This is a genomic window from Serratia sp. L9, from assembly GCF_050632285.1.
In the GTDB taxonomy this organism is placed as follows: domain Bacteria; phylum Pseudomonadota; class Gammaproteobacteria; order Enterobacterales; family Enterobacteriaceae; genus Chania.
Window position 1 is genome coordinate 5,690,056 of sequence record NZ_CP192591.1, and the last position, 23,119, is coordinate 5,713,174.

21 protein-coding genes, 2 tRNA genes and 3 pseudogenes are annotated in these 23,119 nt (G+C 51.2%); 17 read left to right on the forward strand and 9 right to left on the reverse strand.

The features are described 5' to 3' along the window. Positions 1 to 2: 2 nt before the first annotated feature. The 5 genes from ACQ86O_RS27000 (at position 3) to ACQ86O_RS27020 (ending at position 4,903) form a co-directional block, all read left to right on the forward strand. Positions 3 to 2,198, forward strand: coding sequence for a TonB-dependent siderophore receptor (locus ACQ86O_RS27000; protein WP_431223617.1), 2,196 nt, complete (start codon positions 3 to 5; stop codon positions 2,196 to 2,198). Between the two features lie 634 nt (positions 2,199 to 2,832). Beyond that, a complete protein-coding gene (locus ACQ86O_RS27005; protein WP_431223618.1) occupies positions 2,833 to 3,288 on the forward strand; it encodes a winged helix-turn-helix domain-containing protein in 456 nt (151 codons plus the stop codon). 123 nt (positions 3,289 to 3,411) lie between these two features. Beyond that, complete coding sequence (locus ACQ86O_RS27010) at positions 3,412 to 3,978, forward strand: fimbrial protein (RefSeq protein ID WP_431223619.1); 567 nt, start codon at positions 3,412 to 3,414, stop codon at positions 3,976 to 3,978. Between the two features lie 212 nt (positions 3,979 to 4,190). Beyond that, the gene (locus ACQ86O_RS27015) at positions 4,191 to 4,583 is read left to right on the forward strand and encodes a fimbria/pilus periplasmic chaperone (protein ID WP_431223620.1); all 393 of its coding nucleotides are present in this window, start codon (positions 4,191 to 4,193) and stop codon (positions 4,581 to 4,583) included. Positions 4,584 to 4,606: 23 nt separating this feature from the next. Next, positions 4,607 to 4,903 (forward strand): fimbrial biogenesis chaperone, encoded by a 297-nt coding sequence (locus ACQ86O_RS27020; protein ID WP_431223621.1) that lies wholly within the window; start codon positions 4,607 to 4,609, stop codon positions 4,901 to 4,903. 123 nt (positions 4,904 to 5,026) lie between these two features. Here the strand turns inward: ACQ86O_RS27020 and ACQ86O_RS27025 are convergent, their stop codons facing one another. Beyond that, positions 5,027 to 5,197 (reverse strand): hypothetical protein, encoded by a 171-nt coding sequence (locus ACQ86O_RS27025; protein WP_431225845.1) that lies wholly within the window; start codon positions 5,195 to 5,197, stop codon positions 5,027 to 5,029. Between ACQ86O_RS27025 and ACQ86O_RS27030 the strand changes: the two genes are divergently transcribed. The 3 genes from ACQ86O_RS27030 to ACQ86O_RS27040 are packed head-to-tail and all read left to right on the forward strand — an operon-like array spanning position 5,126 to position 9,211. Beyond that, complete coding sequence (locus ACQ86O_RS27030) at positions 5,126 to 7,507, forward strand: fimbria/pilus outer membrane usher protein (RefSeq protein ID WP_431225842.1); 2,382 nt, start codon at positions 5,126 to 5,128, stop codon at positions 7,505 to 7,507. The two genes, ACQ86O_RS27025 and ACQ86O_RS27030, sit on opposite strands and share 72 nt — an antisense overlap. A gap of 28 nt (positions 7,508 to 7,535) precedes the next feature. Beyond that, on the forward strand, positions 7,536 to 8,654 hold the full coding sequence (locus tag ACQ86O_RS27035; protein WP_431223622.1) for a fimbrial protein: 1,119 nt from the start codon (positions 7,536 to 7,538) through the stop codon (positions 8,652 to 8,654). A gap of 14 nt (positions 8,655 to 8,668) precedes the next feature. Next, entirely contained in the window at positions 8,669 to 9,211 is a 543-nt protein-coding gene (locus ACQ86O_RS27040; protein ID WP_431223623.1) for a fimbrial protein, read from the forward strand. A gap of 75 nt (positions 9,212 to 9,286) precedes the next feature. Here ACQ86O_RS27040 and ACQ86O_RS27045 read toward each other — a convergent pair. Next, a tRNA-Asp gene (locus ACQ86O_RS27045) sits at positions 9,287 to 9,363 on the reverse strand. A gap of 155 nt (positions 9,364 to 9,518) precedes the next feature. Continuing rightward, positions 9,519 to 10,259, reverse strand: a complete 741-nt coding sequence (gene dnaQ, locus ACQ86O_RS27050; protein ID WP_431223624.1) for a DNA polymerase III subunit epsilon — start codon at positions 10,257 to 10,259, stop codon at positions 9,519 to 9,521. Between the two features lie 72 nt (positions 10,260 to 10,331). Here dnaQ and rnhA point away from each other — a divergent pair, with 72 nt between their 5' ends. After that, the gene (gene rnhA / locus ACQ86O_RS27055) at positions 10,332 to 10,799 is read left to right on the forward strand and encodes a ribonuclease HI (RefSeq protein ID WP_431223625.1); all 468 of its coding nucleotides are present in this window, start codon (positions 10,332 to 10,334) and stop codon (positions 10,797 to 10,799) included. Here rnhA and ACQ86O_RS27060 read toward each other — a convergent pair. Further along, on the reverse strand, positions 10,796 to 11,515 hold the full coding sequence (locus ACQ86O_RS27060) for a class I SAM-dependent methyltransferase (protein ID WP_431223626.1): 720 nt from the start codon (positions 11,513 to 11,515) through the stop codon (positions 10,796 to 10,798). The two genes, rnhA and ACQ86O_RS27060, sit on opposite strands and share 4 nt — an antisense overlap. 43 nt (positions 11,516 to 11,558) lie before the next feature. Between ACQ86O_RS27060 and gloB the strand changes: the two genes are divergently transcribed. Next, positions 11,559 to 12,314, forward strand: a complete 756-nt coding sequence (gene gloB / locus ACQ86O_RS27065; RefSeq protein ID WP_431223627.1) for a hydroxyacylglutathione hydrolase — start codon at positions 11,559 to 11,561, stop codon at positions 12,312 to 12,314. A 71-nt stretch (positions 12,315 to 12,385) separates the two neighbouring features. Beyond that, positions 12,386 to 13,771, forward strand: coding sequence for a murein transglycosylase D (gene mltD / locus ACQ86O_RS27070; RefSeq protein ID WP_431223628.1), 1,386 nt, complete (start codon positions 12,386 to 12,388; stop codon positions 13,769 to 13,771). A 55-nt stretch (positions 13,772 to 13,826) separates the two neighbouring features. On the opposite strand, the gene ACQ86O_RS27075 is transcribed toward mltD, so the two are convergent. Both ACQ86O_RS27075 and ACQ86O_RS27080 read right to left on the reverse strand, forming a co-directional pair. After that, complete coding sequence (locus ACQ86O_RS27075; RefSeq protein ID WP_431223629.1) at positions 13,827 to 14,621, reverse strand: endonuclease/exonuclease/phosphatase family protein; 795 nt, start codon at positions 14,619 to 14,621, stop codon at positions 13,827 to 13,829. Between the two features lie 242 nt (positions 14,622 to 14,863). Further along, complete coding sequence (locus ACQ86O_RS27080) at positions 14,864 to 16,039, reverse strand: MFS transporter (RefSeq protein WP_431223630.1); 1,176 nt, start codon at positions 16,037 to 16,039, stop codon at positions 14,864 to 14,866. A 126-nt stretch (positions 16,040 to 16,165) separates the two neighbouring features. On the opposite strand from ACQ86O_RS27080, the pseudogene ACQ86O_RS27085 reads away from it, so the two are divergent. Then, positions 16,166 to 16,411 (forward strand): annotated as a pseudogene (locus tag ACQ86O_RS27085) (LysR family transcriptional regulator); the annotation flags it as partial. 38 nt (positions 16,412 to 16,449) lie between these two features. Here the strand turns inward: ACQ86O_RS27085 and ACQ86O_RS27090 are convergent. Beyond that, positions 16,450 to 17,325: a hypothetical protein gene (locus ACQ86O_RS27090; protein ID WP_431223631.1), complete on the reverse strand. Its 876-nt coding sequence runs from the start codon at positions 17,323 to 17,325 to the stop codon at positions 16,450 to 16,452. A gap of 180 nt (positions 17,326 to 17,505) precedes the next feature. On the opposite strand from ACQ86O_RS27090, the gene ACQ86O_RS27095 reads away from it, so the two are divergent. From ACQ86O_RS27095 to ACQ86O_RS27115, 5 genes and pseudogenes are all read left to right on the forward strand, one after another. After that, complete coding sequence (locus ACQ86O_RS27095) at positions 17,506 to 18,786, forward strand: PTS sugar transporter subunit IIC (RefSeq protein ID WP_431223632.1); 1,281 nt, start codon at positions 17,506 to 17,508, stop codon at positions 18,784 to 18,786. Positions 18,787 to 18,849: 63 nt separating this feature from the next. Further along, positions 18,850 to 19,814, forward strand: a pseudogene (locus ACQ86O_RS27100) (N(4)-(beta-N-acetylglucosaminyl)-L-asparaginase). Beyond that, a pseudogene (locus ACQ86O_RS27105) lies at positions 19,807 to 21,269 on the forward strand (leucyl aminopeptidase family protein). Before ACQ86O_RS27100 ends, ACQ86O_RS27105 begins: the two co-directional pseudogenes overlap by 8 nt. Before the next feature lies 1 nt (position 21,270). Beyond that, positions 21,271 to 21,582 carry a PTS sugar transporter subunit IIB gene (locus tag ACQ86O_RS27110; RefSeq protein ID WP_431223633.1) on the forward strand — a complete coding sequence of 104 codons (312 nt, stop codon included), beginning with the start codon at positions 21,271 to 21,273 and terminating at the stop codon, positions 21,580 to 21,582. Next, complete coding sequence (locus ACQ86O_RS27115) at positions 21,583 to 21,894, forward strand: PTS lactose/cellobiose transporter subunit IIA (RefSeq protein ID WP_431223634.1); 312 nt, start codon at positions 21,583 to 21,585, stop codon at positions 21,892 to 21,894. Positions 21,895 to 21,942: 48 nt separating this feature from the next. Here ACQ86O_RS27115 and dkgB read toward each other — a convergent pair whose 3' ends face one another. Next, on the reverse strand, positions 21,943 to 22,746 hold the full coding sequence (gene dkgB / locus ACQ86O_RS27120) for a 2,5-didehydrogluconate reductase DkgB (RefSeq protein WP_431223635.1): 804 nt from the start codon (positions 22,744 to 22,746) through the stop codon (positions 21,943 to 21,945). A gap of 212 nt (positions 22,747 to 22,958) precedes the next feature. Next, positions 22,959 to 23,035, reverse strand: a tRNA-Asp gene (locus tag ACQ86O_RS27125). Positions 23,036 to 23,119: the final 84 nt, after the last annotated feature.

The window sequence follows — 23,119 nt, forward strand, 5'->3', positions numbered from 1 at the left end:
AAATGAAACGTAGACACCTCTGGGTACTAAACCCATGCATGCTGGCAATACTCGCACCAGCAGCCTGGGCAGAAGAACAAAAAAATGACGACCAGTTGATCGTTTCCGCCAGTCGCGCGCACCGCAGCGTGGCGGAGATGGCGCAGACCACCTGGGTGATTGAAGGCCAGGAAATTGAGCAGCAGGTTCAGGGCGGCAAAGAGATCAAGGATGTGCTGTCTCAATTGATCCCCGGTATGGACGTCAGCAGCCAGGGCCGTACCAACTACGGCATGAACCTGCGTGGCCGCTCGATGATGGTCATGATCGACGGCGTGCGCCTGAACTCTTCACGCAGCGACAGCCGCCAACTCGATTCGATTGATCCTTTCAATATTGCCCACATTGAGGTGATTTCTGGTGCAACCTCGCTGTTTGGTGGCGGCAGTACCGGCGGCCTGGTCAACATCGTTACCAAAAAAGGGCAGGAAGAAAAACAGGTTGAGCTGCAGGTTGGTGGCAAAACCGGTTTCAACAGCAGCAGCGATCATGATGAAAACGTCTCGGCAGCGGTCAGCGGCGGCACAGAGAAAGCGTCAGGCCGGTTGTCCCTCTCCTATCAGCGTTACGGTGGTTGGTATGACGGCAAAGGCGATGAGGTGCTGATCGACAACACTCAGACCGGCCTGCAATATTCTGACCGTATCGATCTGATGGGTACCGGCACCATTATTATTGACGACCACCAGCAGTTGCAATTGACCACGCAGTATTTCAACAGTGAGTCTGATGGCAAGCACGGTCTGTATCTGGGCAAAAACTTCTCGGCGGTTACTGGTACCGGACAGGCTTACAACAGCGGTAATCTGGATTCGGATCGTATCCCGGGCACCGAGCGCCATCTGATCAACCTGCAATACTCCAATACCGATTTCTGGGGCCAGGATCTGGTAGCGCAGGTTTATTATCGTGACGAGTCGCTGACCTTCTATCCGTTCCCAACGCTGAGCGGTGGTAAAGTGACCAGCATTGGCGCCTCACAGCAGAAAACCGATTTCTACGGCAGCAAGCTGACCCTGAACAGCAAACCGATCGACAGCCTGACGCTGACCTACGGTGTTGATGCCGACCATGAAACCTTTAGTGCCAACCAGCAGTTCTTCAACCTGGCCAAGGCACAGCAATCCGGCGGGATGCAGTTGGAGAATGCCTTCAACGTGGGCCGTTATCCGGGGTACAGCACCACCAACCTGGCACCGTTCATGCAGGCCAGCTACGACATCAACCCAATCTTTAATCTGAGCGGCGGCGTGCGCTACCAGTACACTGAAAACAAGGTCGATGACTTTGTCGGTTACGCACAACAGCAAGGGATCGCCAACGGTCTGGCCAGCTCTGCCGATGCCGTACCAGGTGGCAAAACCGATTACAACAACGCCCTATTCAATGCAGGCTTGTTGGCTCACCTGACAGAACGCCAGCAAACCTGGATCAACTTCTCGCAAGGGTTCGAGATCCCCGATCTGGCCAAGTATTACGGTTCCGGCACCTATAAACTGGTGAATGGCCATTATCAGTTGCAAAAAAGCGTTAACGTCAATGACTCCAAACTGGAAGGCATCAAAGTTGACGCTTATGAACTGGGTTGGCGCTATAACGGCGATAATCTGCGTACTCAGGTTGCGGCCTATTATTCACTGTCAGATAAAACCATCTCGATCAACAAGACCGATATGACCATCAACGTGGATTCTGACAAGCGCCGCATCTACGGTATGGAAGGCGCGGTGGATTACTTCTTTGATGACAGCGAATGGAGTACCGGGGCCACCTTCAATCTGATCAAGTCGGAAACCAAAACCGATGGTAAATGGCAGAAGCTGACCGTCGATACCGCCAGCCCGTCGAAAGCCACCGCCTACGTCAATTGGGCACCGGGTGACTGGACCTTGCGCGTACAGTCGCAGCAGACCTTCGACGTTTCTGATAGCCAGGGGCGAAAGCTCGACGGTTACAACACCGTTGACGTTCTCAGCAGTTATGCCCTGCCAGTGGGTAAGGTCAGCTTCAGCATTGAAAACCTGCTGGACAAAGATTACACCACCGTTTGGGGTCAACGTGCGCCAATCCTGTATAGCCCAACCTACGGCGCACCGGAGTTATACAGCTATAAAGGCCGCGGCCGCACCTTTGGTTTGAACTATTCGGTGTTGTTCTGATCCTATAATGTTTAACAGGCGCAGCTTGCTGCGCCGATAAGCAGACCGGACAACCTGGTTAATTAGTCATTGAATTAGAAGTGGTTAGTTAGTTTCTTCTTCATAAAGAGTTAGAAAACTCCCGCACTCCGACATCTCAAATACATATTTGAAAGCTATAAAAAATAAATAGATATCATTAAATTTTATCTTTTATAAGATAATCCTTTCTTTAATACCAGAAAAAATAAAAATGAGAAAGCGATTGGGATAAAACTCATAAAGAAACTAAAACAAAGAAACAAAAAAACCCATTTAGCATCCTTTACCCCCTGCATTCGATATTTAACTCCAAGCATATAAAATATAAATCTAAACTAAGTCACAAAAAAAGGATTTTATGCTTATACATAAATTAGTCTACATTAACGGAATTTAAATCCATAAAATGGCAATGCCGCACAATAAAAAAAGATAAAAATAACAAAAAATCGCACTTATTTAGATTTATTATCTAATTTTTCAATATATATATTTTGATTTATAAATTGACATTAATATTCCATCCAATAGTATATGGCAGGTTAATATTAAACGACAGAACTTACAATTTGTAGGAACATATTTAAAAGTTTCAACAGGGCATGGAGTAGCAATGGATAGCACTAGCCAACGTAAGTATGCAGGAGCGACAGCAACCGGAACCAATGCGGAAAGTTTATTGCTTTTTGGCTACGTGGTAAATAACGAGTTTCAAGTAGATATAAAGTCAGGATCGGTAATAAAACTGTATAATACCATAGAGTTCGGAAGCCATTCCGAAGACCGATTCACCAACTTTCTCAAACTGCGTGAGACGATGATGAGATTATTAACCTATCTGTTGGCACATGCGAAGTCTGGTTATATTTCCAATCAGGAACTCTTGGTGCAAGTTTGGGAGAACTACAATTTATCCTCTTCTACCACTCGTTTAACTCAGGTAATTTCAGAGCTTAAAGCACGATTGGAAAGAATAGGTATTGACGATAATTTCATTCAGGCGTCGCGAGGGAAAGGCTATACTTTACGTGGCGCAACTATCATACCATTATATATGAAAGCAAAATAATTTAGCTATTATCAAAACAGGGACTCGTATTTCCATTATCTATGATAATGGAATAATGGCCCTGAGCTCATTAACACTTTATGAGCTCAGGGTGTTTAAGGATAATTAACAGGATAATATTGAATGAACAAAAGTACATTAGCAATGGCTTTCTCCATGGCTATCTTCGGTTTGGCTTCCACCTCTGTATCGGCTATTGATGGGAACATCAATTTCCTGGGTGAGGTTACCGATACAACCTGCCTGATTAACGGCACGACGCCTAACGGGGCCGTTGATGTCAACGTTAATTTAAAAGCAGTTCAGGCCAGCTCATTGAGTTCTTCAGGTACGACGGCAAACGCCACGCCGTTTAAAATTACACTGGGTGGACCGGGCGATTTAAACTGCACCAACGGTAAAATTGCAGCCGTTTATTTTGAGCCAAACAGCCCGGCCATCGACAAGACAACCGGTTGGTTGAAAAATATCGAGACCACAAACCCGGCTAGCCGTGTCCAGGTGCAAATCCTGAACGGAGAGACCAATGATGCCATTAATCTGTTGACTGGCGTGGGTAACATTGCACCAAAAACTATCGCCGGTAACACTGCTGAATATAACTACTTTGGTCAGTATATTGCGGTAGATGGCGCTGCCACCCCAGGTAAAGTGGCTTCGACAGTCAGATACAGCATCGTTTATCAATAATTTTTAGATCAGTACTGATGGCTCTGTTATTACAGGGCCATATTTACTACGGCTATACCCGACGTCTTTCAGGCTGAAGCGTTGTTACCTGCGCTCTCCCCAGTCACTTACTTCATGTAAGCGCCAGGGATGAGATAACCGGACGCCGAGCTGCAACTTGAAATCCCCAGGGTAGATATTTTCGAGGCTGTTATGCCCTTTATTAAAAGATATTGCTTGCTGTCATCATTATTGATGGTGGTCTTTTTTCCTCATGCCTACAGGCAGGTATTGTCATTTCTGGCACCCGCGTTATTTACCCCGCCAACGAAAGTGAAATCACACTAAAATTGGAAAATAAGAGCAATGTCCCTTTATTGGTACAATCCTGGATTGATGCAGGCGATCCGGATATCGCGCCCGAGAACAGCGATGTGCCCTTTACCATCATGCCGCCGGTTTCACGCATTGAACCTGCCAAGGCACAAACCTTACGCATTAGCGCAACGCCGATGGCTGACCACGCTTCTGATCGTGAGACACTGTATTGGATCAACGTTCTGGAAGTCCCCCAAAATCCAAAGGGGAAGATAATTATCTTTCCATTGCCTATCGCAATCGCCTGAAGGTGTTTTACCGGCCCGCAACCTTGAAAAGCCCGACATCTGACACTATCGGGCAAGTAAGTTGGCGCCTGCAAGGAGCAAAACTGCTCGGCAAAAACCCCACTCCCTACTATATCAGCTATGCCTCTATCCTGGTGTCTGGCCATGGGAATGCCACGATGGCGGGTAGAGATGGTGGCATGATTGCCCCCTTCTCTGAGCAACTATTTGATTTAAAACCGGCCAAGACAGCGACAGAGGGAAAACCCAATAGCGTGCTAACCAATGCAATCAATGACTATGGGGCGTTTATTGAAAAAACTTATCCCTTGAGCCGCTAGCTTAACCATTATTTCAGGATCACTGACCTAACTGAGTCGTCAAGGATGCAATGACTCTATGACTAGATACAAAATGGCAATGAAGTGCCTGCTTTCATGTGCCATGGCTGCGATGCCTTCTGCCTATGCACAAGAAACACCGGAAGAAGTGATGTTCGATCCCAGTTTTTCCCTGGCGGTAAAGTCGGAACCTTCGATCCGGCCCAATTCAGCTACGGTAATATCGTTGTCCCTGGCGTCTATGCTGTGGCGATCAAACTCAACGGTGAACGGATCGGCAATGAGAAAATCCATTTCAAACTCCTGCCGGGCAGTCAGGTGCAAACCCATCCATGCTACCCGGGAAGTTTCTTTTCATTGCTTAATCTGAGTGAAAAGAACCTCTTGACGCATGCCCCTGAGGTGCAACTGGCCCGGTTACAACAAGAAGGGTATTGCGGAGCACTCAACGAACTCTTGCCAGGGGCCACTGTCAGCTTCGATGCTGGCGAGCAAGAACTGACGTTAACCATACCGCAACTGCTGATCGATAGAGCACCGCGTGGCTACGTCAATCCCAAACTGTGGGAGGACGGCCTGACCGCCTTGATGGTTAACTATAATGCCAACGTTTATCAGTCAAAACAGCGGGATAATAGTAATACCTACGGTTATCTCGGGCTGCGCAACGGCCTGAATTTTGGCCCTTGGCGCGCGCGCAATAGCGGAACAATCAATGTGTCCTCGAAAGGGGGCGGCGGGGGTTATAAAAGTTCCTCCAGCTATCTGGGCCGTGATGTTCCAGCACTGCAGTCCCAACTGATCGTCGGTGACACCTTTACCAGTGGTGAACTGTTTGACGGCGTGCGTTTGCGCGGGGTCAAACTGTATTCAGATGATCGTATGCTACCCGACTCTCTGCGCGGTTATGCCCCCATAATACGCGGCGTCGCCAATACCAACGCCAGAGTTGTCATCACTCAGAACGGTTTTAATCTCTATACCACGACGGTATCGCCAGGTCCCTTTGAGATCAACGATCTCTATCCCACCAGCTATGGCGGTGAATTGACCGTACGTATAGAGGAAGCCAATGGTCAGGTTCATTCATTTACGGTTCCCTATGCTTCAGTCGCACAAATGCTACGACCTGGGGTGAGCCGCTATGAATTTGCTACCGGTAAAGTCAATACTGATGGGCTGGCAAACAAGCCTGCCTTTGGCAGCCTGACGTACCAGTTGGGTCTGAATAATCTCCTCACAGGCTATACCGGAGCCATTGCCAGCGAGGGCTATCTTTCAGCGTTACTGGGCGGGGCAATGAATACCCCGGTTGGCGCACTCTCGCTGGATATTACCCAGTCGCGAACCCGTATACCTGGCCAGCATCATCGTTCAGGGCAAAGTTACCGTGTCGGCTTCAGCCAAGTGTACCCAGAAACTCAGACCAGCCTCTCGGTGATGGCCTATCGCTACTCAACCGACGGTTTTCTCAGCCTCAACGATGCCGTGCAACTGCGTGATCTGGCCCTGCGTAATGACAGCATCAGCACCTATGGCCGTCAGCGCAGCATGTTTACGCTTTCCGTCAGCCAGCCGCTGGGCGAAAACTGGGGAAATCTGTACGCGACTGGAAGCCATGTCTCTTATTGGAACCAGAATAGCGCCCAACAGAGCATGCAGATAGGCTATAGCAACTTCTGGCACAATTTCAGCTATACCCTGGCGATCAGCCGAACATTGAGCGGCCTACAAGGGGACGACGCTAGCGATACGTCGCTGGATCGGCGAGAAACCCAATACACGCTGACGTTGTCATTACCATTGGGTACGAGTCCCAACGCGCCATCCCTCAATGTCACCGGGATCACCGACAGCAAAGGGAGCACCGGCCTGGTTGGCCTGTCGGGCAATGCCGGGGAGCAGAATCAGTTTAATTATGTCATCAGTGCCAGCCGAGATACCGAGGCAAACAGCAACTTTTTCAACGGCGGCGTTGGCTACCGGGCACCTCAAGCCAATCTGGGGGCAACTTATAGCTATGGCCAAGGCAACAGGCAGGTTTCATCAAGCATTGACGGGGCCATTGTTGCCCATCGCGGTGGCATCACTCTGGGACAGACAATGGGTGATACCGGTGGCCTGGTCCGCGCTCCAGGGGCCGAAGGCGCGCTTATCACCAATGCCACCGGCGTTAGGGTTGACCGTTTCGGTTATGCGATTGTCCCTTACTTACGCCCTTATTACCTCAATCAGGTAGATATCGACCCTAAGGGCAGCTCGAGGGATGTGGAATTGCTGTCGAGCAAGAGTACCGCGGTTCCCCGTGCTGGTGCATTGGTGCTGCTTGATTATGAAACCAAACGCAGCAAGGTGACCTACATCAGGGCCAGGCAACAAGACGGCACCCCGCTGCCCTTCGCGGCTAACGTCTACGATGAGCAAAACAACGCCATCGGCATTGTTGGCCAGGCCAGCCTGATAGTGGCCCGCGATCTTGGCCTGGCCGGAGTGTTGCAGGTTAGATGGGGAGATAACCAGGCAGAGCATTGCTCACTCCATTATTCACGACCTCCAGCCGCATCTGAAGAGAGCAGACAGTTGCTCCAAGGTGTCTGCCAATGACCCGGCGCCCGTACTAATGAGAGAAAACATGAAAAGAATATTCGCGCCAGGTACAGCGATATCGCTGATGCTCTGCTGCAGTATGTATGCACCGCTTACGCTGGCGGCAAAAGCAGGCTGTGATTGGGATAGCTCCTCCGCCATTACCTCTCCGCTGGATACTCGTCTGACCATCGGCGGCAACGTTACAGTGGGAGAGGATCTTCCCATCGGCAGCGTGATTTATTCCCAGCGGATCCAGACCAATGGCAACGGAGCCAGCCTGCTGTGCCGTGCAGGTGTCTATGATTTAGTGGGCACCTTTACCAGCACACCACATGGCCAATCAAGTTACAGTGATGCCACCTTTCCGTTTGTTTTCAATACCAACGTTCCCGGCATCGGGGTTGCACTCTGGCAAGGAACACCCGATGGCAACAGCGGTATGCACCTGCCCCTCCCTGGCAGACTCAGCGCCTACCTTTCAAACAGCAGCGATACCGTTTTCAACTTTACCGGCCAGAATGATGCCTCGGTCAGCTTTAATATTGAATTTATTAAAACCGCCGCCAACGTCGGCAGCGGCACCATCAGCGGTAGTAATCTACCCAGGTTCAATACCGCGCTCAATGGCAATGGTGAAAGTTTTATCTACCAGACTTCTGCGATGATCGGCAGCCTGACAGTGATCCCGGCAACCTGTAACGTTGGCAGTAGTTATTACCTGCCTCTCGGGGAACACTTCCCCGATGAATTCAACGGTATCGGTAGCACGGCGGGTAGCGCAGAAACCCAGATCGTGCTGACCGGCTGCCCCGCTTTTTATGGCACGACCTCCTTCGGCGTGTTCAAACCCAACATCATCAGCCTCAAGCTGACACCGCGAAACGGGTTTATCAATGCCGAACAGGGGATCTCACAGCTTAATACCACTGCTGGTGATGCGGCGTCTGGGGTGGGCGTTCAACTGAGCTTAAAGCAGCAAAACGGTAACTACCAAGCGGCCAAATTCAATCAGGATATCAATCTGGCTAACTACATTACCTTTCTTGAAGACAGGAACAGCGATTACAGCCTGGGGGTCAAGGCAGCTTACATTCAAACCGCAGTTCCTCTCCGGGCAGGCAAGGCAGATGCCCAAATTGAATTTATGATCACCTATCAGTGACAGGGAGCAATGACATGAAGATGGCAACTATGCTGAAAATTCTCCCTCTGCTGGCACTGTGTGGCTTAGGGCAAGGCCTGCAAGCCTCTTCCACCGGTGTACTGAATGTGACAGGCTCAATTAAGCTGGCCACCTGCTATTTTGACAGTACCAACGGGCAAGTGACCAAGTCCTACGATTGGGTTTTGCCACGGGTGTATATGGGGAATCTGAGTTCCCCAGGCATGACTCATGGCCGTTCACAAGGAAGTATCTCTATTGGCGGGGTGCATTGCACCAATGGCTACACACCCTACATTACTCTGCAAAACGGGGGGACGGTCAGTGCCCATACCGGCAACCTGGTCAATACCCTGAATGGTGAAGCCGAGCATGTCGAAATCAGGCTACTGATGAAAGGGGAACCGCTGGATTTACGCACAAGCCCACGTATTGACTGTGCCGTTATTGTCGATAATCGGAGCCAGTGTGATATTGAATATGAGTACTACGCCACCGGGCGAGCAACACCCGGAAAAGTGAAGAGTGGGATACTTTTTAATATCACTTACGACTGATGGCCTGCCGGATAAATATTGGCAACACCCAAACAAAAAACCCCAAGCTCATTAAAAGCTTGGGGTCTGAATGATTGGCGGAACGGACGGGGCTCGAACCCGCGACCCCCTGCGTGACAGGCAGGTATTCTAACCAACTGAACTACCGCTCCGCGCCGTTCCCTCTTACGGGGGAACGAGCCGAATATTACGGTTGCCCCTGCATTCCGTCAACGCCTTTTCTCATAAAAAGAGTCGTTTGCACAGTTTTTCAACTACCCGGTCATTATGATGGCGTTATAGCTCAATTTTTATCTTGAGGAGGTCGTTACTCAGCCTGTGGGCGCCACAGACAACTGCCCCCTTTCTTGGCCACCAAGTCCAGGCGAGTCTCGTGAGCCTGCAGTTCTTCGTCGCTGGCGTAGATCACTTTCATTGCCGTCGTTGGGCGGATGATACGTTGAATATCCTGGGCTGAATCCGTCTGCTGTGTATCCCCTTCCATCTGGAAAGCCATGGAAGTCTGGCCACCGGTCATCGCCAGATAGACTTCTGCCAGGATCTCGGCATCGAGCAATGCGCCGTGCAGCGTTCGCTTGCTGTTGTCTATTTCATAGCGGTTGCACAGGGCATCGAGGTTGTTACGTTTACCGGGGAACATGCGACGCGCCATTAACAGGCTGTCGGTGATGGTACAAAAAGTATCCGTCTTCGGCAGATCCCGCTGCAACATGCGGAATTCGTGATCCATAAAGCCGATATCGAACGCCGCGTTATGAATGACTAATTCGCCACCCCGGATAAAATCGATAAATTCTTCGGCAATCTGATCGAAGGTGGGCTTATCGGCCAGGAATTCATCACTGATCCCATGAACGCCATAGGCTTCGGGATCCACCAGCCTATCCGGCTTGACGTAAACATGGTAATGGCGCCCGGTCAGGCGGCGGTTGATCACTTCAACGGCACCGATCTCAATGATGCGGTGCCCTTCGTAGTGAACCCCTAACTTGTTCATACCGGTGGTTTCGGTATCGAGAACGATCTGTCTGGTTGGTGTAGAGATCATATTGCAGTGCTCATAGCGCTCGTTTATGTCAGACTTGGCTTTTATAAAACTGATAGGAAGAGTCTACCAGAGATGCTCAAACAGGTAGAAATTTTCACCGACGGTTCTTGTCTCGGTAATCCGGGCCCCGGCGGTTACGGCGCAATTTTGCGTTATAAGCAGCACGAAAAAACGTTCAGCGCGGGTTATCGCCTGACCACCAATAACCGTATGGAACTGATGGCGGCCATTGTGGCGCTTGAAGCCTTGACCTCTCCTTGCGAAGTGGTGCTAAGCACTGATAGCCAATATGTACGCCAGGGGATCACCAGTTGGATCCACAACTGGAAAAAACGCGGCTGGAAAACCAGCGATAAAAAACCCGTCAAGAATGTCGATCTTTGGCAGCGACTGGATCGGGCAATTGCCCAACATACCATCCGTTGGGAATGGGTCAAAGGCCATGCCGGGCACCCGGAAAACGAACGCTGTGATGTGCTGGCACGCGATGCCGCTGGTAACCCGACACAGGATGACGTCGGCTACCAGCCTGAAGCTTAAGGCTGCTTGCGATAACTCTTGGTCGCGCCCACAGCGCGGCCGAGAGAGTGCTTTCTGGCCCCTACCTTCATTGGCGTTGGCGTCAGTGGGAAGGTCCGCTTGCGGGCCACAATAACGCTCATACACCCCAACGCCGGCAAATGCGTACTCAAGAACTTGCCCCCTTTACGCTGCCAGGGCAACACATGAAAACGCTGTTGTTCCAATACTTCGTAATTCAACAGACTGAGCCAGTCAAGTAAACGCATCTGGGTAAACATCCGGCTGATATAAGGTTGGCGTTTGCGCAACCCCGGGATCAATTTGCCCAAGCCCAGCAAACTGAAAGGGTTGAAGCTGCTGATCACCAACCAACCATCGTCGATCATCACACGGTCAACCTCACGCAGCATGCGGTGCGGATCTTCAGCGTAGGAAAGCGTATGGGCCAACAAGCAGGCATCGACCGACTTGCCAGCAAAAGGCAACTGGTAAGGATCGGCGAGTACATGCAGATTCTCCCCGGCCAACCCAACGTTAACCTGATGCGAGATGGCACATATTTCAGTATCCAATCCGGCGCTGAGGTTACCTATCTTTAACAGATGGAAACCAAACAGCTTTGGCCACCAGGGTTGCAACTGACGCTCAAGCGCCTCACGATAGTATTCCCCCCATGGCAATCCTGCCCAGGAATGTGGGCTGGTGAGCTTTTGTAGAGTATGGGCTGGTTTCATGATTTATTATCTTCTTTCAAGCCGTTGCCAACGAGGGTCCATTATGAATCTTATCAGCATTCCTGCTTTTCAGGACAACTACATTTGGTTGCTGGATAACCAGCAAGGGCATTGCGTTATCGTCGATCCCGGCGAAGCGACCCCGGTTTTAAAGGCGCTGGAACAAAGGCAGCTTACCCCTGACGCCATATTATTGACCCACCATCACCACGATCATGTGGGCGGTGTGGCGGAAATTACTGCTCACTATCCTGGCTTAGCTGTGTATGGCCCCCAGGAAACGGCCAGTAAAGGGGCAAATCATCCGGTTGATGACGGTGATAACCTCAATATTGGCGGGCGCCAATACGCCATCATTGCGGTTCCAGGGCATACCCTGGGCCATGTTGCATACTACAGTGCACCTTATCTTTTCTGTGGGGATACACTCTTTTCTGCAGGCTGCGGGAGACTGTTTGAAGGAACGGCGGAGCAAATGTATCACTCATTTCAACGACTCGCGCAACTTCCCGATGAAACCTTAATTTGTTGCGCACATGAATACACGCTCTCGAATCTTAAGTTTGCCAGGGCAATTTTGCCACAAGATCGACAAATTGAAACATATCAGCAACAAGTTGAGATATTACGGGCAAAAGGGCAACCCAGCTTGCCCACAACGCTGCAATTAGAGCGTAAAATTAATCTATTTTTACGATGCCATGACACTGATTTACAAAAAGAAATAGGTTTTTATTCCCCACCAGAGCATCTTCATTCAGTTTTTTCCGAATTACGTCTTCGCAAGGATACCTTCTAAGCTTTTAGTTGTGTTTTTTTGCGAAGTAAAGTATTGTTGCTCGTCTTTTAAGCAACTACATTGACACACACATGAAGGCTAAAGCGATAATTCTCGCCTCCGTGTTGCTAGTCGGTTGCCAGTCATCCAGGCAGGATGCACCGGCTCCAGAACAGCATGCACAGAGTCTGTCTTCGGCAGGTCAAGAAAGTGAAGCAGGAGAGTACACAGCGAATGGTCGAGCGAGCTCGGCGCGGTGGTTAGACAGTAATAGTAACGCCGCGCAACAGGACCTGTGGAACTTCATTAGCGACGAGCTGAAGATGGAGGTTCCGGAAAATTCCCGGATCCGTGAACAGAAAAACAAATATTTAAAAAGTAAGAGCTATCTCCACGATGTAACATTACGGGCAGAGCCGTACATGTACTGGATAGTCGGGCAGATTAAGAAACGCAATATGCCGATGGAACTGGTACTGCTACCCATAGTGGAGAGCGCTTTTGACCCCCATGCCACGTCGAGTGCCAATGCCGCAGGGCTATGGCAGATCGTGCCGCAAACGGGTCGCAATTATGGTTTGAAAAACAATCAGTGGTATGACGGGCGCCGTGATGTTGTGGCGTCGACAACGGCTGCGCTGAACATGATGGAACGTCTGAACCGCATGTTTGACGGTGACTGGTTATTGACCATTGCCGCTTACAACAGTGGTGAAGGCCGTGTGATGCAGGCGGTCAAGGCGAATAAACGCCAGGGTAAGTCCACTGAGTTCTGGGCATTGTCGCTTCCGCGTGAAACGTCAATCTATGTCCCGAAAATGTTGGCACTGAGCGATATCATCAAGCACAGCAAAAAGTACGGCGTCAAGTTGCCAAAAACTGACGAAACACGTGCTCTGGCGCGAATTGATGTCGGGCAACAGATCCAACTGACTCAGGCAGCTGAGATGTCTGGGCTTTCGGTCACCAAGATTAAGGCCTATAACCCAGGCTACAAAAAAGGCGTGACGGCACCCAATGGGCCCCATTACATCATGGTTCCCAAAAAGAATGTCGCCAAGCTGAAAGACTCGTTATCCGATGGGCAGATTGTGGCTTCACCACCAACTACCCAGTTGGCGAAAAACAGCGGTTTGTCAGGCGCAAGTGCCTATAAGGTTCGCTCCGGCGATACGTTATCCGCTATCGCCAAACGTCTGAACGTGAAGACCAGCGATTTGCAGAATTGGAACAATATGCGTGGCAAGAGCACGCTGAAAGTTGGGCAGACTCTGCAGGTTGCCAGCAATACCAGGGATAACAGCAGCATCACCTATCAAGTTCGTAAGGGTGATTCGCTTTCCAGTATTGCGCAACGTCACGGTGTTAATATCAACGACGTGATGCGTTGGAACGCTAAGCTCAGCAAGGGTAACAGCCTGCAACCAGGTCTCAAATTGACCTTGTTTGTGAATAACTCGGCGTCACCGGATACCTAAATTTCCGGTACAAAAAAAGCATCCCTCGGGATGCTTTTTTATTGCCTGAATCTTTTCACCAGACCGGCTTATCGGTTTCCGGATGAAACTCCACCAGCAATGGATTGTGGTCTGACGCCTGAGTTACCAGCACTGAAGCTTCCGCTACCCCCAGATTGCGGTAGAAAATGAAATCCAGCGGGCGACCAAAAGCTTTACGCCGGTGATCGTCGGTGAAGTTCACCTCACGCAGCGCCATATCCCCAGCAAACTGATACAGGGCATTGATGCGTTTGCGGCTCCAGGCGTTGAAGTCCCCCGCCATAATCACCGGCCCTTGATGGCGGGCGATTTGCTCCCCTATCGGTCCTAGCTGCTTACTGTAAACATCCACTCCGAGGCTGAAATTCACAGCATGGATATTCACCACCATCAGCAGTTGGCCGTTGTACAGCGGGTAGACGGTAATCAATGCCGACTTGGCCAGACGCAACAAGGGCTCACGTTCGCGCAACGGGCAACAATACACCGGATGCGCCGCAGCAAGCGTCATCACCCCCGAAGGGTGTTGCGGCAACACAAAGGCCGGCACCTGATCGGCGGCCAAATAGTTAGAGGTCGCAAAACTGACCAATTCCGGCGTAGTCTGTGCTTCTTGCAATAACACCAGTTGCGCATCTTTGCCGAAACTTTTCAGCACCGAAAGCCAATCGGCTCGCTGCTGCTTGAAAATATTCCACACCATTACCCGCAGCGCGCCAGTTGTAGGTAACGCAGCCCCAGGCGGTAACGGCTGATTGATGGCGCCAGGGAAAATTCGTTCAACTGGCTGGCCTGCAACATACCTCATTGCATAAGTTCTTTTCGCCACGTTATTCGCCTATTTCCCATTCAGATGAAACTGATAGTGGCATTGCCACCATTGCTAGATTGAGTATACGCCTGCACTGTTCTGCCAGCATGGGCTTTTCTGGATTATGTTGTTTCTTGTTATGAGGCCGAGGCTGGCTGAATTCAATCAATGAAACGTATAAGTCTGTAAACGTTAGCGGTGGAAAGTGATAAATGCGAACAGGCCCGCAAAATGCGGGCCATGAAAAGCAGCAGATAAGCTTAAGCGCTCTGCGGGTGGTATTTTTTATCCAAGCGCCCGCTCAGGCCGGTCAATATCAGCGCTACAACCACAATCAATGCGCCAATCCAGGGCGTTTGCGCCAGCCCTAAAGAGGTGACGACTTGGCCCCCCATCACCGCACCTAACGCGATCCCCACGTTAAATGCCGCAATGTTCAGGCCAGAGGCAACATCCACCGCATTGGGCGTGTATTGCTCCGCCTTCTGAACCACATACACCTGCAAGCCAGGAACGTTACCGAAGGCAAATACGCCCATGACCACTACCGTCAGCAATGCAGCAGTGCTGTAGCCTGCGGTAAACTGGAATACCAGCAGTGACACGGCCAGCGCCGCAAAGATAAAGCGCAGAGCAGGAACGGCCCCGTGACGATCGGCCAGCTTGCCGCCCCAGATGTTACCGATCGCTACCGCTATACCGTACGCCAGCAATATCCAGCTTACGGCAGGGCCAGAGTACCCGGCCAGTTCTTGCATCATCGGTGCCAGGAAGGTAAAGGTGGTAAACACGCCACCATAGCCCAGGGCGGTGATCACATAAATCAGCAGCAGACGTGGATGAGTCAGTACCTGCAACCGATCGCGGATGCTGGCTCCTGCCGGGTTCTTGATATTGTTCGGTATCAGGATCATGCTGGTAATAATCGCCACCATGCCGATCAATGAAACTGCCAGGAAGGTTTCACGCCAGCCAAAGTGCTGGCCGATAAACGTCCCTAATGGCACACCGGTCACTAGCGCAACGGTCAACCCACCAAACATCATCGCGATCGCCGAAGCCGCCTTCTCTTTGGCTACCAGGCTGGTCGCAATGGTGGAACCAATCGAGAAAAACACACCGTGCGCCAGGCCGGTCAACAAACGGGCTACCACTAATGATTCATAGCCAGGTGCCTGCCAAGCCAGCAGATTGCCGGAAGTGAACAGTACCATCAGGGCAACCAACAGCAATTTACGTGGTACCCGCCCGGTCAAGGCTGTCAGCACCGGTGCACCGATCGCTACCCCGATAGCATAAATGCTCACCAGCATCCCTGCGGACGGTACAGTGACACCCAATTGCTCTGCGATGGTCGGGATAAGCCCGACAATCACAAACTCCGTGGTGCCAATAGCAAAAGCGCTGATGGTTAGGGCAAGTAAAGCGAGAAGCATTGATAACTCCAAAATAAGCATTCAGGTTGATGGCGATGATTATCACCCCGTACTTAAATGATAAAAATGCTCAAAATTTCAAATGAATTTTGCTGATGGAGCAACAATGAAGGCAGATTCGGGCGAACTGATCGCCTCTTGAAGGCACGCAAGCTGAAGACCAGCTCTCGTAAAATATTGGCTTCCCCCACCAGCCTGTAACAATACGGTAATCCGCAAACCGTGGAGGCACGTTCACACCCCTGCGGTATCGGATCCAACGATCTGCCCAGCTTCAACCGCTGGCCATTAGCCTGCGCCGACGGCAGGCAGTTGGAGATCTCACCCGGCCTGACGACCAACTGCGGCGAAACTCAGCGCCATCTCTGCATCAGCGAAAGTTTGGCATCGCAGGCCGAACAGCTAAAAATTCACTCATTTTTCAGATGCCGTAACCAGAACGCCGCCGGAGCCAGGCCACCCAATTTCTTCTGCGGCCATTGCCCGTTGTAACAGGCACAGATACCCTGCAAAACAGTATCCAGCGTTCGGTCCTCAGCCACCGGCAGTAACTCTGCCAACCCACATTCAAGCCGCAACACCACGTCCGTCTGCGGTTGTGCGGGTTGTTGCAGTACTAACCCTTGATCTGCGCACCAGTGCTGTAGCGGATGTGTCTGGGATTCGCTGTTACCAAACAGCTTCTTACTTTCAGTCTCAATAGATTGTATATCACCCGGACAATGCTGTTGCAGCTCTGTCAGCCAGTTGACCACCAGCATGGGCGAAGCTCCGGCAAAAGCACGCGCACTGAGCCAGCCACTGACTTTCTCCTGTGCCCACAGAATATGCTGCTCCCCGCCATCCTTAGCCAGTAAGTTGATTCTTTGATAAAAAAGGCCGAGATGGCCTGGTTGCTCACCTGCCTTCACGGCCTTTTTACCGCGCAGGATTTTACCTTCATCCCCGCCACGCTGGCTCACTCCGCGCAGATAACGATCTAACCCTGCTCGAGAAATTGGCTGTTGTAACCCCTGATTGACCATGACCAGCAGCTCATCCAGTGGCAACTGTAATTTTTGTCTCAGCCAGTTGATCAGTTTGCTTTGCTCATCCGTCAGCGTCTTACGGATCGTTTTTGGTACGGTATGACGGTCGGTAACATCCTGACGTTGCCGCCAACGGCGCACTGTAGCCACAGAGATCCCCAGTTCCTGCGCCAATAAGCGGTCACTTTTATCAGATTGTTGTATATAGCGACGCACCCGCGGTGTGGTGGTCGCGTTAGCATGCAGCTTGATTTCCATAATAAACCCCAGGTTAAAAACAACGTTCAATCATAACTAACCTTGTGAGATATTTTTTAAATTCATATCACACTGTGAACTGTTTCACCTTTCTTTAAAATCCATTCACTGATAATCCAAACCAATCACTTGCCACATTAACTTCCTTTTCTATCAATATGCACTCTTACGGGGTTCACCATGAACAATGTTCTGGGATTTCTTGAAGCCAAACTGATGCCTCTGGCGGCCAAAGCTGCACAGCAAAGGCATCTGTGCGCAATCCGCGGTGCCTATGTTTCCTTTATGCCATTCATCATTGTCGGCTCAATCCTGCTGGTCATATCCTCGTTTCCCAATCAGAGCTATCAGCAGTTTATGGCGGGCGTGTTTGGCACCAGCTGGAGCAATATTATCGAGATCCCGTTCAACGCGGTGTTCTCCACCATGTCGCTGTTCGTCAGCTTCCTCACGGCTTATCGGTTGGCGGAACACTATGAGGAAGATCGGGTTTCCTGCGGTATTCTGGCGCTGGTCTGTTTCCTGATCCTCACACCCTTTATCAAGGTAGAAGCCCTGGGTAATATCGCCGTGATCCCAAGCGAGTGGATAGGCAGTAAGGGGCTGTTTGTGGCGATGATCGGCTCATTGATCTGGACCGAGCTGTTCTGTTATCTGAAACGCCGCAGGTTAATCATCAAAATGCCGGAAGGCGTACCGCCAGCCGTGCAGGAATCTTTCGCCGCTCTGCTCCCGGCACTGTTCGTTATTATTCTGGTACTGGTAATCCGTATCCTGTTCGAGCACACCAGCTACCAAACCATTCATCAGTTTATTTATAACGTGGTCGCTACGCCGGTTCGCCATTTTGGTACTTCCTACATTGGTGCACTGCTGACGGTGTTGAGCATTACCATTCTATGGTCGGTGGGTATCAACTCAGGTTCGATGGTCAACGGTATTATCCGCCCACTGTGGATGGAAAACCAAACCGATAATATCGCCGCTATTCAGGCTGGTGTGACACCACCGCACATCGTCACCGAACAGTTCTTCGATATGATCTGGATGGGAGGCGCTGGCGCAACCCTGTCATTGGTCATCGCTATTTTGTTCTTTGCCCGTAGCAAAAGCATTCGCGAAGTAGGCCGATTGGGAGCCGGTGCCTCAATATTCAATATCAACGAGCCAATCCTGTTCGGCCTTCCGGTGATCATGAACCCCATTATGCTGATCCCCTTCAACCTGGTTCCCGTCGTGTTAGTTACCGTGCAATACGTGGCGATGAAGATCGGTGCGGTAGCCGTCACCACAGGCGTATTTATTCCCTGGACGCTACCGCCGGTTATCAGCGGGTTTATCGTCACCGGCCATTTAAGCGGCAGCCTGATGCAAATTGTCAACCTGCTGATTGGTGCCATGCTTTATCTGCCTTTCCTGCGCATTCTGGATAAACAATATCGCGCCGCCGAAACGCAGTAATGCTCAATTTAGCCCGCCCTCAATGGACGGCAACCGCCATTGGTTAACTATCAGGAGTTTGACATGTGGGGAATGATTGCAACCTGGCGTATGGCGCTAGAAGGGGTCACGCAGGCCAGCGAAACACTCGGACAAGGGGCTGGTGCGGCACAAAGCGTAGTCAGTGCGGTCGCTGAGGTTGAAGATTTTCCGTTTTATAAGTCTGTCGGTTACGGCGGGCTGCCTACCGAAAACGGTGAGGTGGAACTGGACGCCGCCTTTATGGACGGCGATACGCTAGCCTTCGGGGCCGTGGGCAATCTGGTGGATATCGCCAATCCGGTAAGGGTAGCCCAAGCCCTGAGCCGGGAGCGTTTTAACAGTGTGCTGGTTGGGACAGGTGCGCGTGAGTGGGCACTAAGCCAAGGTTTTGCCAGCAAGAATATGCTGACCGAGCGTGCGACCCAGCACTACCGTAAGCGCTGTCGCGAAACTATCGATAAAGGCCTTAGCCCATATGATGGTCATGACACCGTCGGCATTATCGGCCTGGACCAGCGAGGCTCAATGAGCGTAGCCACCTCCACCAGCGGATTGTTTATGAAACGCCGTGGCCGCCTCGGCGACTCACCGGTGATCGGGTCTGGTTTCTACTGCGACAGCCAGATCGGCGCCGCTACCGCTACCGGCGTAGGTGAAGACCTGATGAAAGGTTGCACCAGCTATGAAATCGTCCGCCGTATGCAGCAAGGCATGTCACCGCAGCAGGCGGCAGATTCAGTCGTCTTCGAGCTGGAAGACCGGCTGATAGCCCGCTTTGGTAGAGTTGGCGATCTCTCGGTAGTCTGTATGAACCGACAGGGGAGTTTGGTATCTCCACCAATATCAAAACGTTCTCGTTTGTGGTTGCCACTGCGGCCTTGGCCCCAACGGTTTTCCTGGCTGAACGGCGTGCCGAGCATACCCATTACACGCCAGCCAGCGAGCAATGGTTGGAGGACTATGCTTTGCGTATTCGTGCACCGATTGAGGAGATCCACTATGACTAACTACCAGTTACTGAGCGAGATGCCGGAGCTGGATCTCAACAGCCACGTGATTAGCTACGCCAGTAGCTCTCTGCTTTCCCTGCCGTGTAACAGTGCCCTATTGCAGGCACTGCAAGCCACTGCAGAGACTCAAACCGCTGATTGTGCCTTCGGCTGTAACCCCGTTGGCCGCATCACGTTGCTGCCAAATATTTTCTGGCACGATACACAGATCAATTCGTTGATTGGCGCATTGCGCCCTTTGTTGCGCAGTGGCAACTGCACGAAACTGATCGTTGATTGCAGCCTGTTTGATCAGAGCAATTCAGCCGTTCTGAGTAACCTGCTGCATTTCCTGTTCAACCTGGACTACCAGTTGAGCGATCTGGGCCTGAAAAGCACCGCAACCACAGCCCCGGCGCGTATCCAACAGTTGGTTTTCTGCTGTAAGCCGGAACAATCATCGAGCCTGCAATTGCGCCTTTCCCAAGCGGCCGCTACTGCCATGGGGATGATCGCAGCACGTCGCCTTGCCGATTTACCGAGCGATCGTTGCACCCCGGCTTTTTTGCCAATGAGATCGCACAACAGATCAAGCAATACCCAAGCCTTAGCTGCGAAGTGCTGGATGAACAACAAATAGCGCAACAAGGCCTTGGTTTGTTGCAGGCCGTGGGCAAAGGTGCCAATAATCCCCCACGTCTGGCAGTCATAAGTTATCAAGGCTGCGATAAAGGCCCTTTCGGCGCCTATGTTGGTAAAGGTATTACCTTTGATACTGGCGGCTTGTGGCTAAAGAGTGGCGATGGTATGTACACCATGAAATATGACATGTGTGGTGCAGCCAACGTCTTTGGCTTGATGCTAGCAGTAGCGGAGCTCAAGTTACCACTCCGTTTGGTGGGCGTGCTGGCGCTGGCAGAAAACATGATTGGCCCGGCAGCGATGCGCCCTGGCGATGTTGCAACCAGCTACAGCGGTTTAACCGTTGAAATCAATAATACCGATGCCGAGGGACGATTGGTGCTGGCAGATGCCATAGCTTACGCCAGCCGGCTTTCCAGGCAGGGGCAACCACCAGAGTACGTGATCGATCTGGCTACGCTCACCGGTGCAGTGGTAAAAGCGCTAGGCTACGATCTTAGCGGCCTGATGACCGAGAATATCCCCCTGCGCCACGCCCTCACCCAGGCCGGTTTGCATAGCGGCGATCCACTTTGGTCGTTGCCACTAGATGCACGCTTCAGCAAACAGGTTGAAAGCTCCATTGCCGATCTGTGTAACACGCCAACCAATAATGCGGCGATCAGTACTTCCGCTGCCTATTTCCTAAGTCGCTTCTGCCCTGCAGATATCCCGTGGGCTCACCTGGATATCAGCGGCACCGCTCTGTGGCGGGAAAATGGCCGCAGCGTTGCCTCGGGCCGACCGATCCCACTTTTAATCCAGCATCTGCTGGAACGCCTGGAGAATTAACATGAAAAAGATCCTGTTAGTGTGTGATTTGGGGATGTCCACCAGTCTGATGGTCAAGAAGATGCAGGAAGCGGCTAAAACACGCGGCATTGAGGCAGAGATCTGTGCCAAGTCGATCCGTGACTACAAAACCGCAGTCGCAGAATTTGATGTCGCGCTTCTTGGACCTCAGATCCGCTATAAGCTGGCCGAGTGCGAAAAGATTGCCCACGCGCACAATAAGAAAATTGCCTGCATCGACATGATGGCCTACGGCACCATGAAAGGTGACAAGGTTCTGGATCAGGCATTGGCACTGATAGAGGAAGCCTAAATGGATTTGGAAAACGAAGTAATGGAGCTGATCGCCAACGCAGGGTATGCCCGCAGTCTGGTATTTCAGGCCATGCGTTGTGCGCGCGAAGAAGAAGACTTCACCCAGGCCGAACTCTATATGCAACAAGCGCAAGAAGCGCTCTCTGGTGCCCATCACGTTCAAACCAAACTGATCGAAATGGATGAGGGCAGTGGTAAAATTCCTGTCCATCTGGTGATGGTTCATGCACAGGATCATCTGATGAACGCGATTATGCTGATGGAAATGGGCCGTGAGATCATCGCACTGCACCAAAAAATCGCCCGCTAAGACACAAGCTAGCCGTCTGTGGCAACCAAACCACAGACGGCTGCGACGTTAATCCCAATCAGGTGCCAGACCTTCCGGGCTGACCAGGCGACCATTGCATTCCAGAGCAGCAATTTCCGCCATTTCACTTTCAGATAATCTCAACTGCTGTGCCAGCAGATTGCTCGCCAGATTTTCACGCTTGGTGGAAGATGGGATCACGGCGTAACCCAACTGCAGCGCCCAGGCCAGGATCACCTGAGCTGGGGTAGCATCACGGCGTTGAGCGATGCTTTTTATCACTTCATCTTGCAATGCTTTGCCGTAGGCCAGCGTCATATAAGAGGTAACGGCTATCCCATGCTGCTGTGCAAACTCAACCACCTGGCGGTTTTGCAGATACGGGGACAGTTCGATCTGGTTGGTAGCGATCGCATCGGTACCCACAGCATCAATAGCGCGTTGCATCAGGCCAATGGTGAAGTTTGAAATACCAATCTGGCGCGACAACCCCAGTTCTTTTGCTTTAAGCAATTCTGCCATAAATTCTGCGACCGGCACTTCGTCGCTCGGCGAAGGCCAGTGGATCAAAGTCAGATCGACATATTCAGTTTGCAGCTTTTTAAGGCTCTCTTTCAGGCTTGGGATCAGTTTGTCTTTGCTCAGGTTGGCAATCCAGATCTTGGTAGTGATAAATAATTCTTCACGCTTAACGCCACTCGCGGCGATTGCCTGACCAACAGCCGCTTCATTCTCATAGATTTGCGCGGTGTCGATTGCACGGTAACCCAACTCCAGAGCGGTGCTCACAGAATCGATCACAACGTGATCTTGAAGACGGAAGGTACCTAAACCAAATGCTGGGATGCTCATAATCTTGTTCTCTCAGTTCGTCGATAAAAACGGTACAGGAGAATTATGACAGCAGTTTTGTTGATCAAAAATGACCTATTGTGCATAAGACTTTTGATTAACAAGCAATAATATCCAGAGAATAGGCCCCGCCAGGAAAAATCCACACCAGGAACGCTAAATTTTGCATATGAAAAAGCCCTGAGTCAGAGACTCAGGGCTTATCAATTAAGTGGCGGAACGGACGGGGCTCGAACCCGCGACCCCCTGCGTGACAGGCAGGTATTCTAACCAACTGAACTACCGCTCCACCGATTCTTTCACGTTGCATCTTCCGATGCCGGCAAAACCACCTTGGTGATTTCGCTCATTATCAGGTGTCATGCTGATAACG

Bases quoted from the DNA above. Each gene is read 5' to 3' on its own strand.
- ACQ86O_RS27000 (WP_431223617.1), top strand. From the start codon at position 3: ATGAAACGTAGACACCTCTGGGTACTAAACCCATGCATGCTGGCAATA.
- ACQ86O_RS27005 (WP_431223618.1), top strand. From the start codon at position 2,833: ATGGATAGCACTAGCCAACGTAAGTATGCAGGAGCGACAGCAACCGGA.
- ACQ86O_RS27010 (WP_431223619.1), top strand. From the start codon at position 3,412: ATGAACAAAAGTACATTAGCAATGGCTTTCTCCATGGCTATCTTCGGT.
- ACQ86O_RS27025 (WP_431225845.1), bottom strand. From the start codon at position 5,197: ATGGATTTTCTCATTGCCGATCCGTTCACCGTTGAGTTTGATCGCCAC.
- ACQ86O_RS27035 (WP_431223622.1), top strand. From the start codon at position 7,536: ATGAAAAGAATATTCGCGCCAGGTACAGCGATATCGCTGATGCTCTGC.
- ACQ86O_RS27040 (WP_431223623.1), top strand. From the start codon at position 8,669: ATGAAGATGGCAACTATGCTGAAAATTCTCCCTCTGCTGGCACTGTGT.
- dnaQ (WP_431223624.1), bottom strand. From the start codon at position 10,259: ATGATCTCTACACCAACCAGACAGATCGTTCTCGATACCGAAACCACC.
- rnhA (WP_431223625.1), top strand. From the start codon at position 10,332: ATGCTCAAACAGGTAGAAATTTTCACCGACGGTTCTTGTCTCGGTAAT.
- ACQ86O_RS27060 (WP_431223626.1), bottom strand. From the start codon at position 11,515: ATGAAACCAGCCCATACTCTACAAAAGCTCACCAGCCCACATTCCTGG.
- gloB (WP_431223627.1), top strand. From the start codon at position 11,559: ATGAATCTTATCAGCATTCCTGCTTTTCAGGACAACTACATTTGGTTG.
- mltD (WP_431223628.1), top strand. From the start codon at position 12,386: ATGAAGGCTAAAGCGATAATTCTCGCCTCCGTGTTGCTAGTCGGTTGC.
- ACQ86O_RS27080 (WP_431223630.1), bottom strand. From the start codon at position 16,039: ATGCTTCTCGCTTTACTTGCCCTAACCATCAGCGCTTTTGCTATTGGC.
- ACQ86O_RS27090 (WP_431223631.1), bottom strand. From the start codon at position 17,325: ATGGAAATCAAGCTGCATGCTAACGCGACCACCACACCGCGGGTGCGT.
- ACQ86O_RS27095 (WP_431223632.1), top strand. From the start codon at position 17,506: ATGAACAATGTTCTGGGATTTCTTGAAGCCAAACTGATGCCTCTGGCG.
- ACQ86O_RS27110 (WP_431223633.1), top strand. From the start codon at position 21,271: ATGAAAAAGATCCTGTTAGTGTGTGATTTGGGGATGTCCACCAGTCTG.
- ACQ86O_RS27115 (WP_431223634.1), top strand. From the start codon at position 21,583: ATGGATTTGGAAAACGAAGTAATGGAGCTGATCGCCAACGCAGGGTAT.
- dkgB (WP_431223635.1), bottom strand. From the start codon at position 22,746: ATGAGCATCCCAGCATTTGGTTTAGGTACCTTCCGTCTTCAAGATCAC.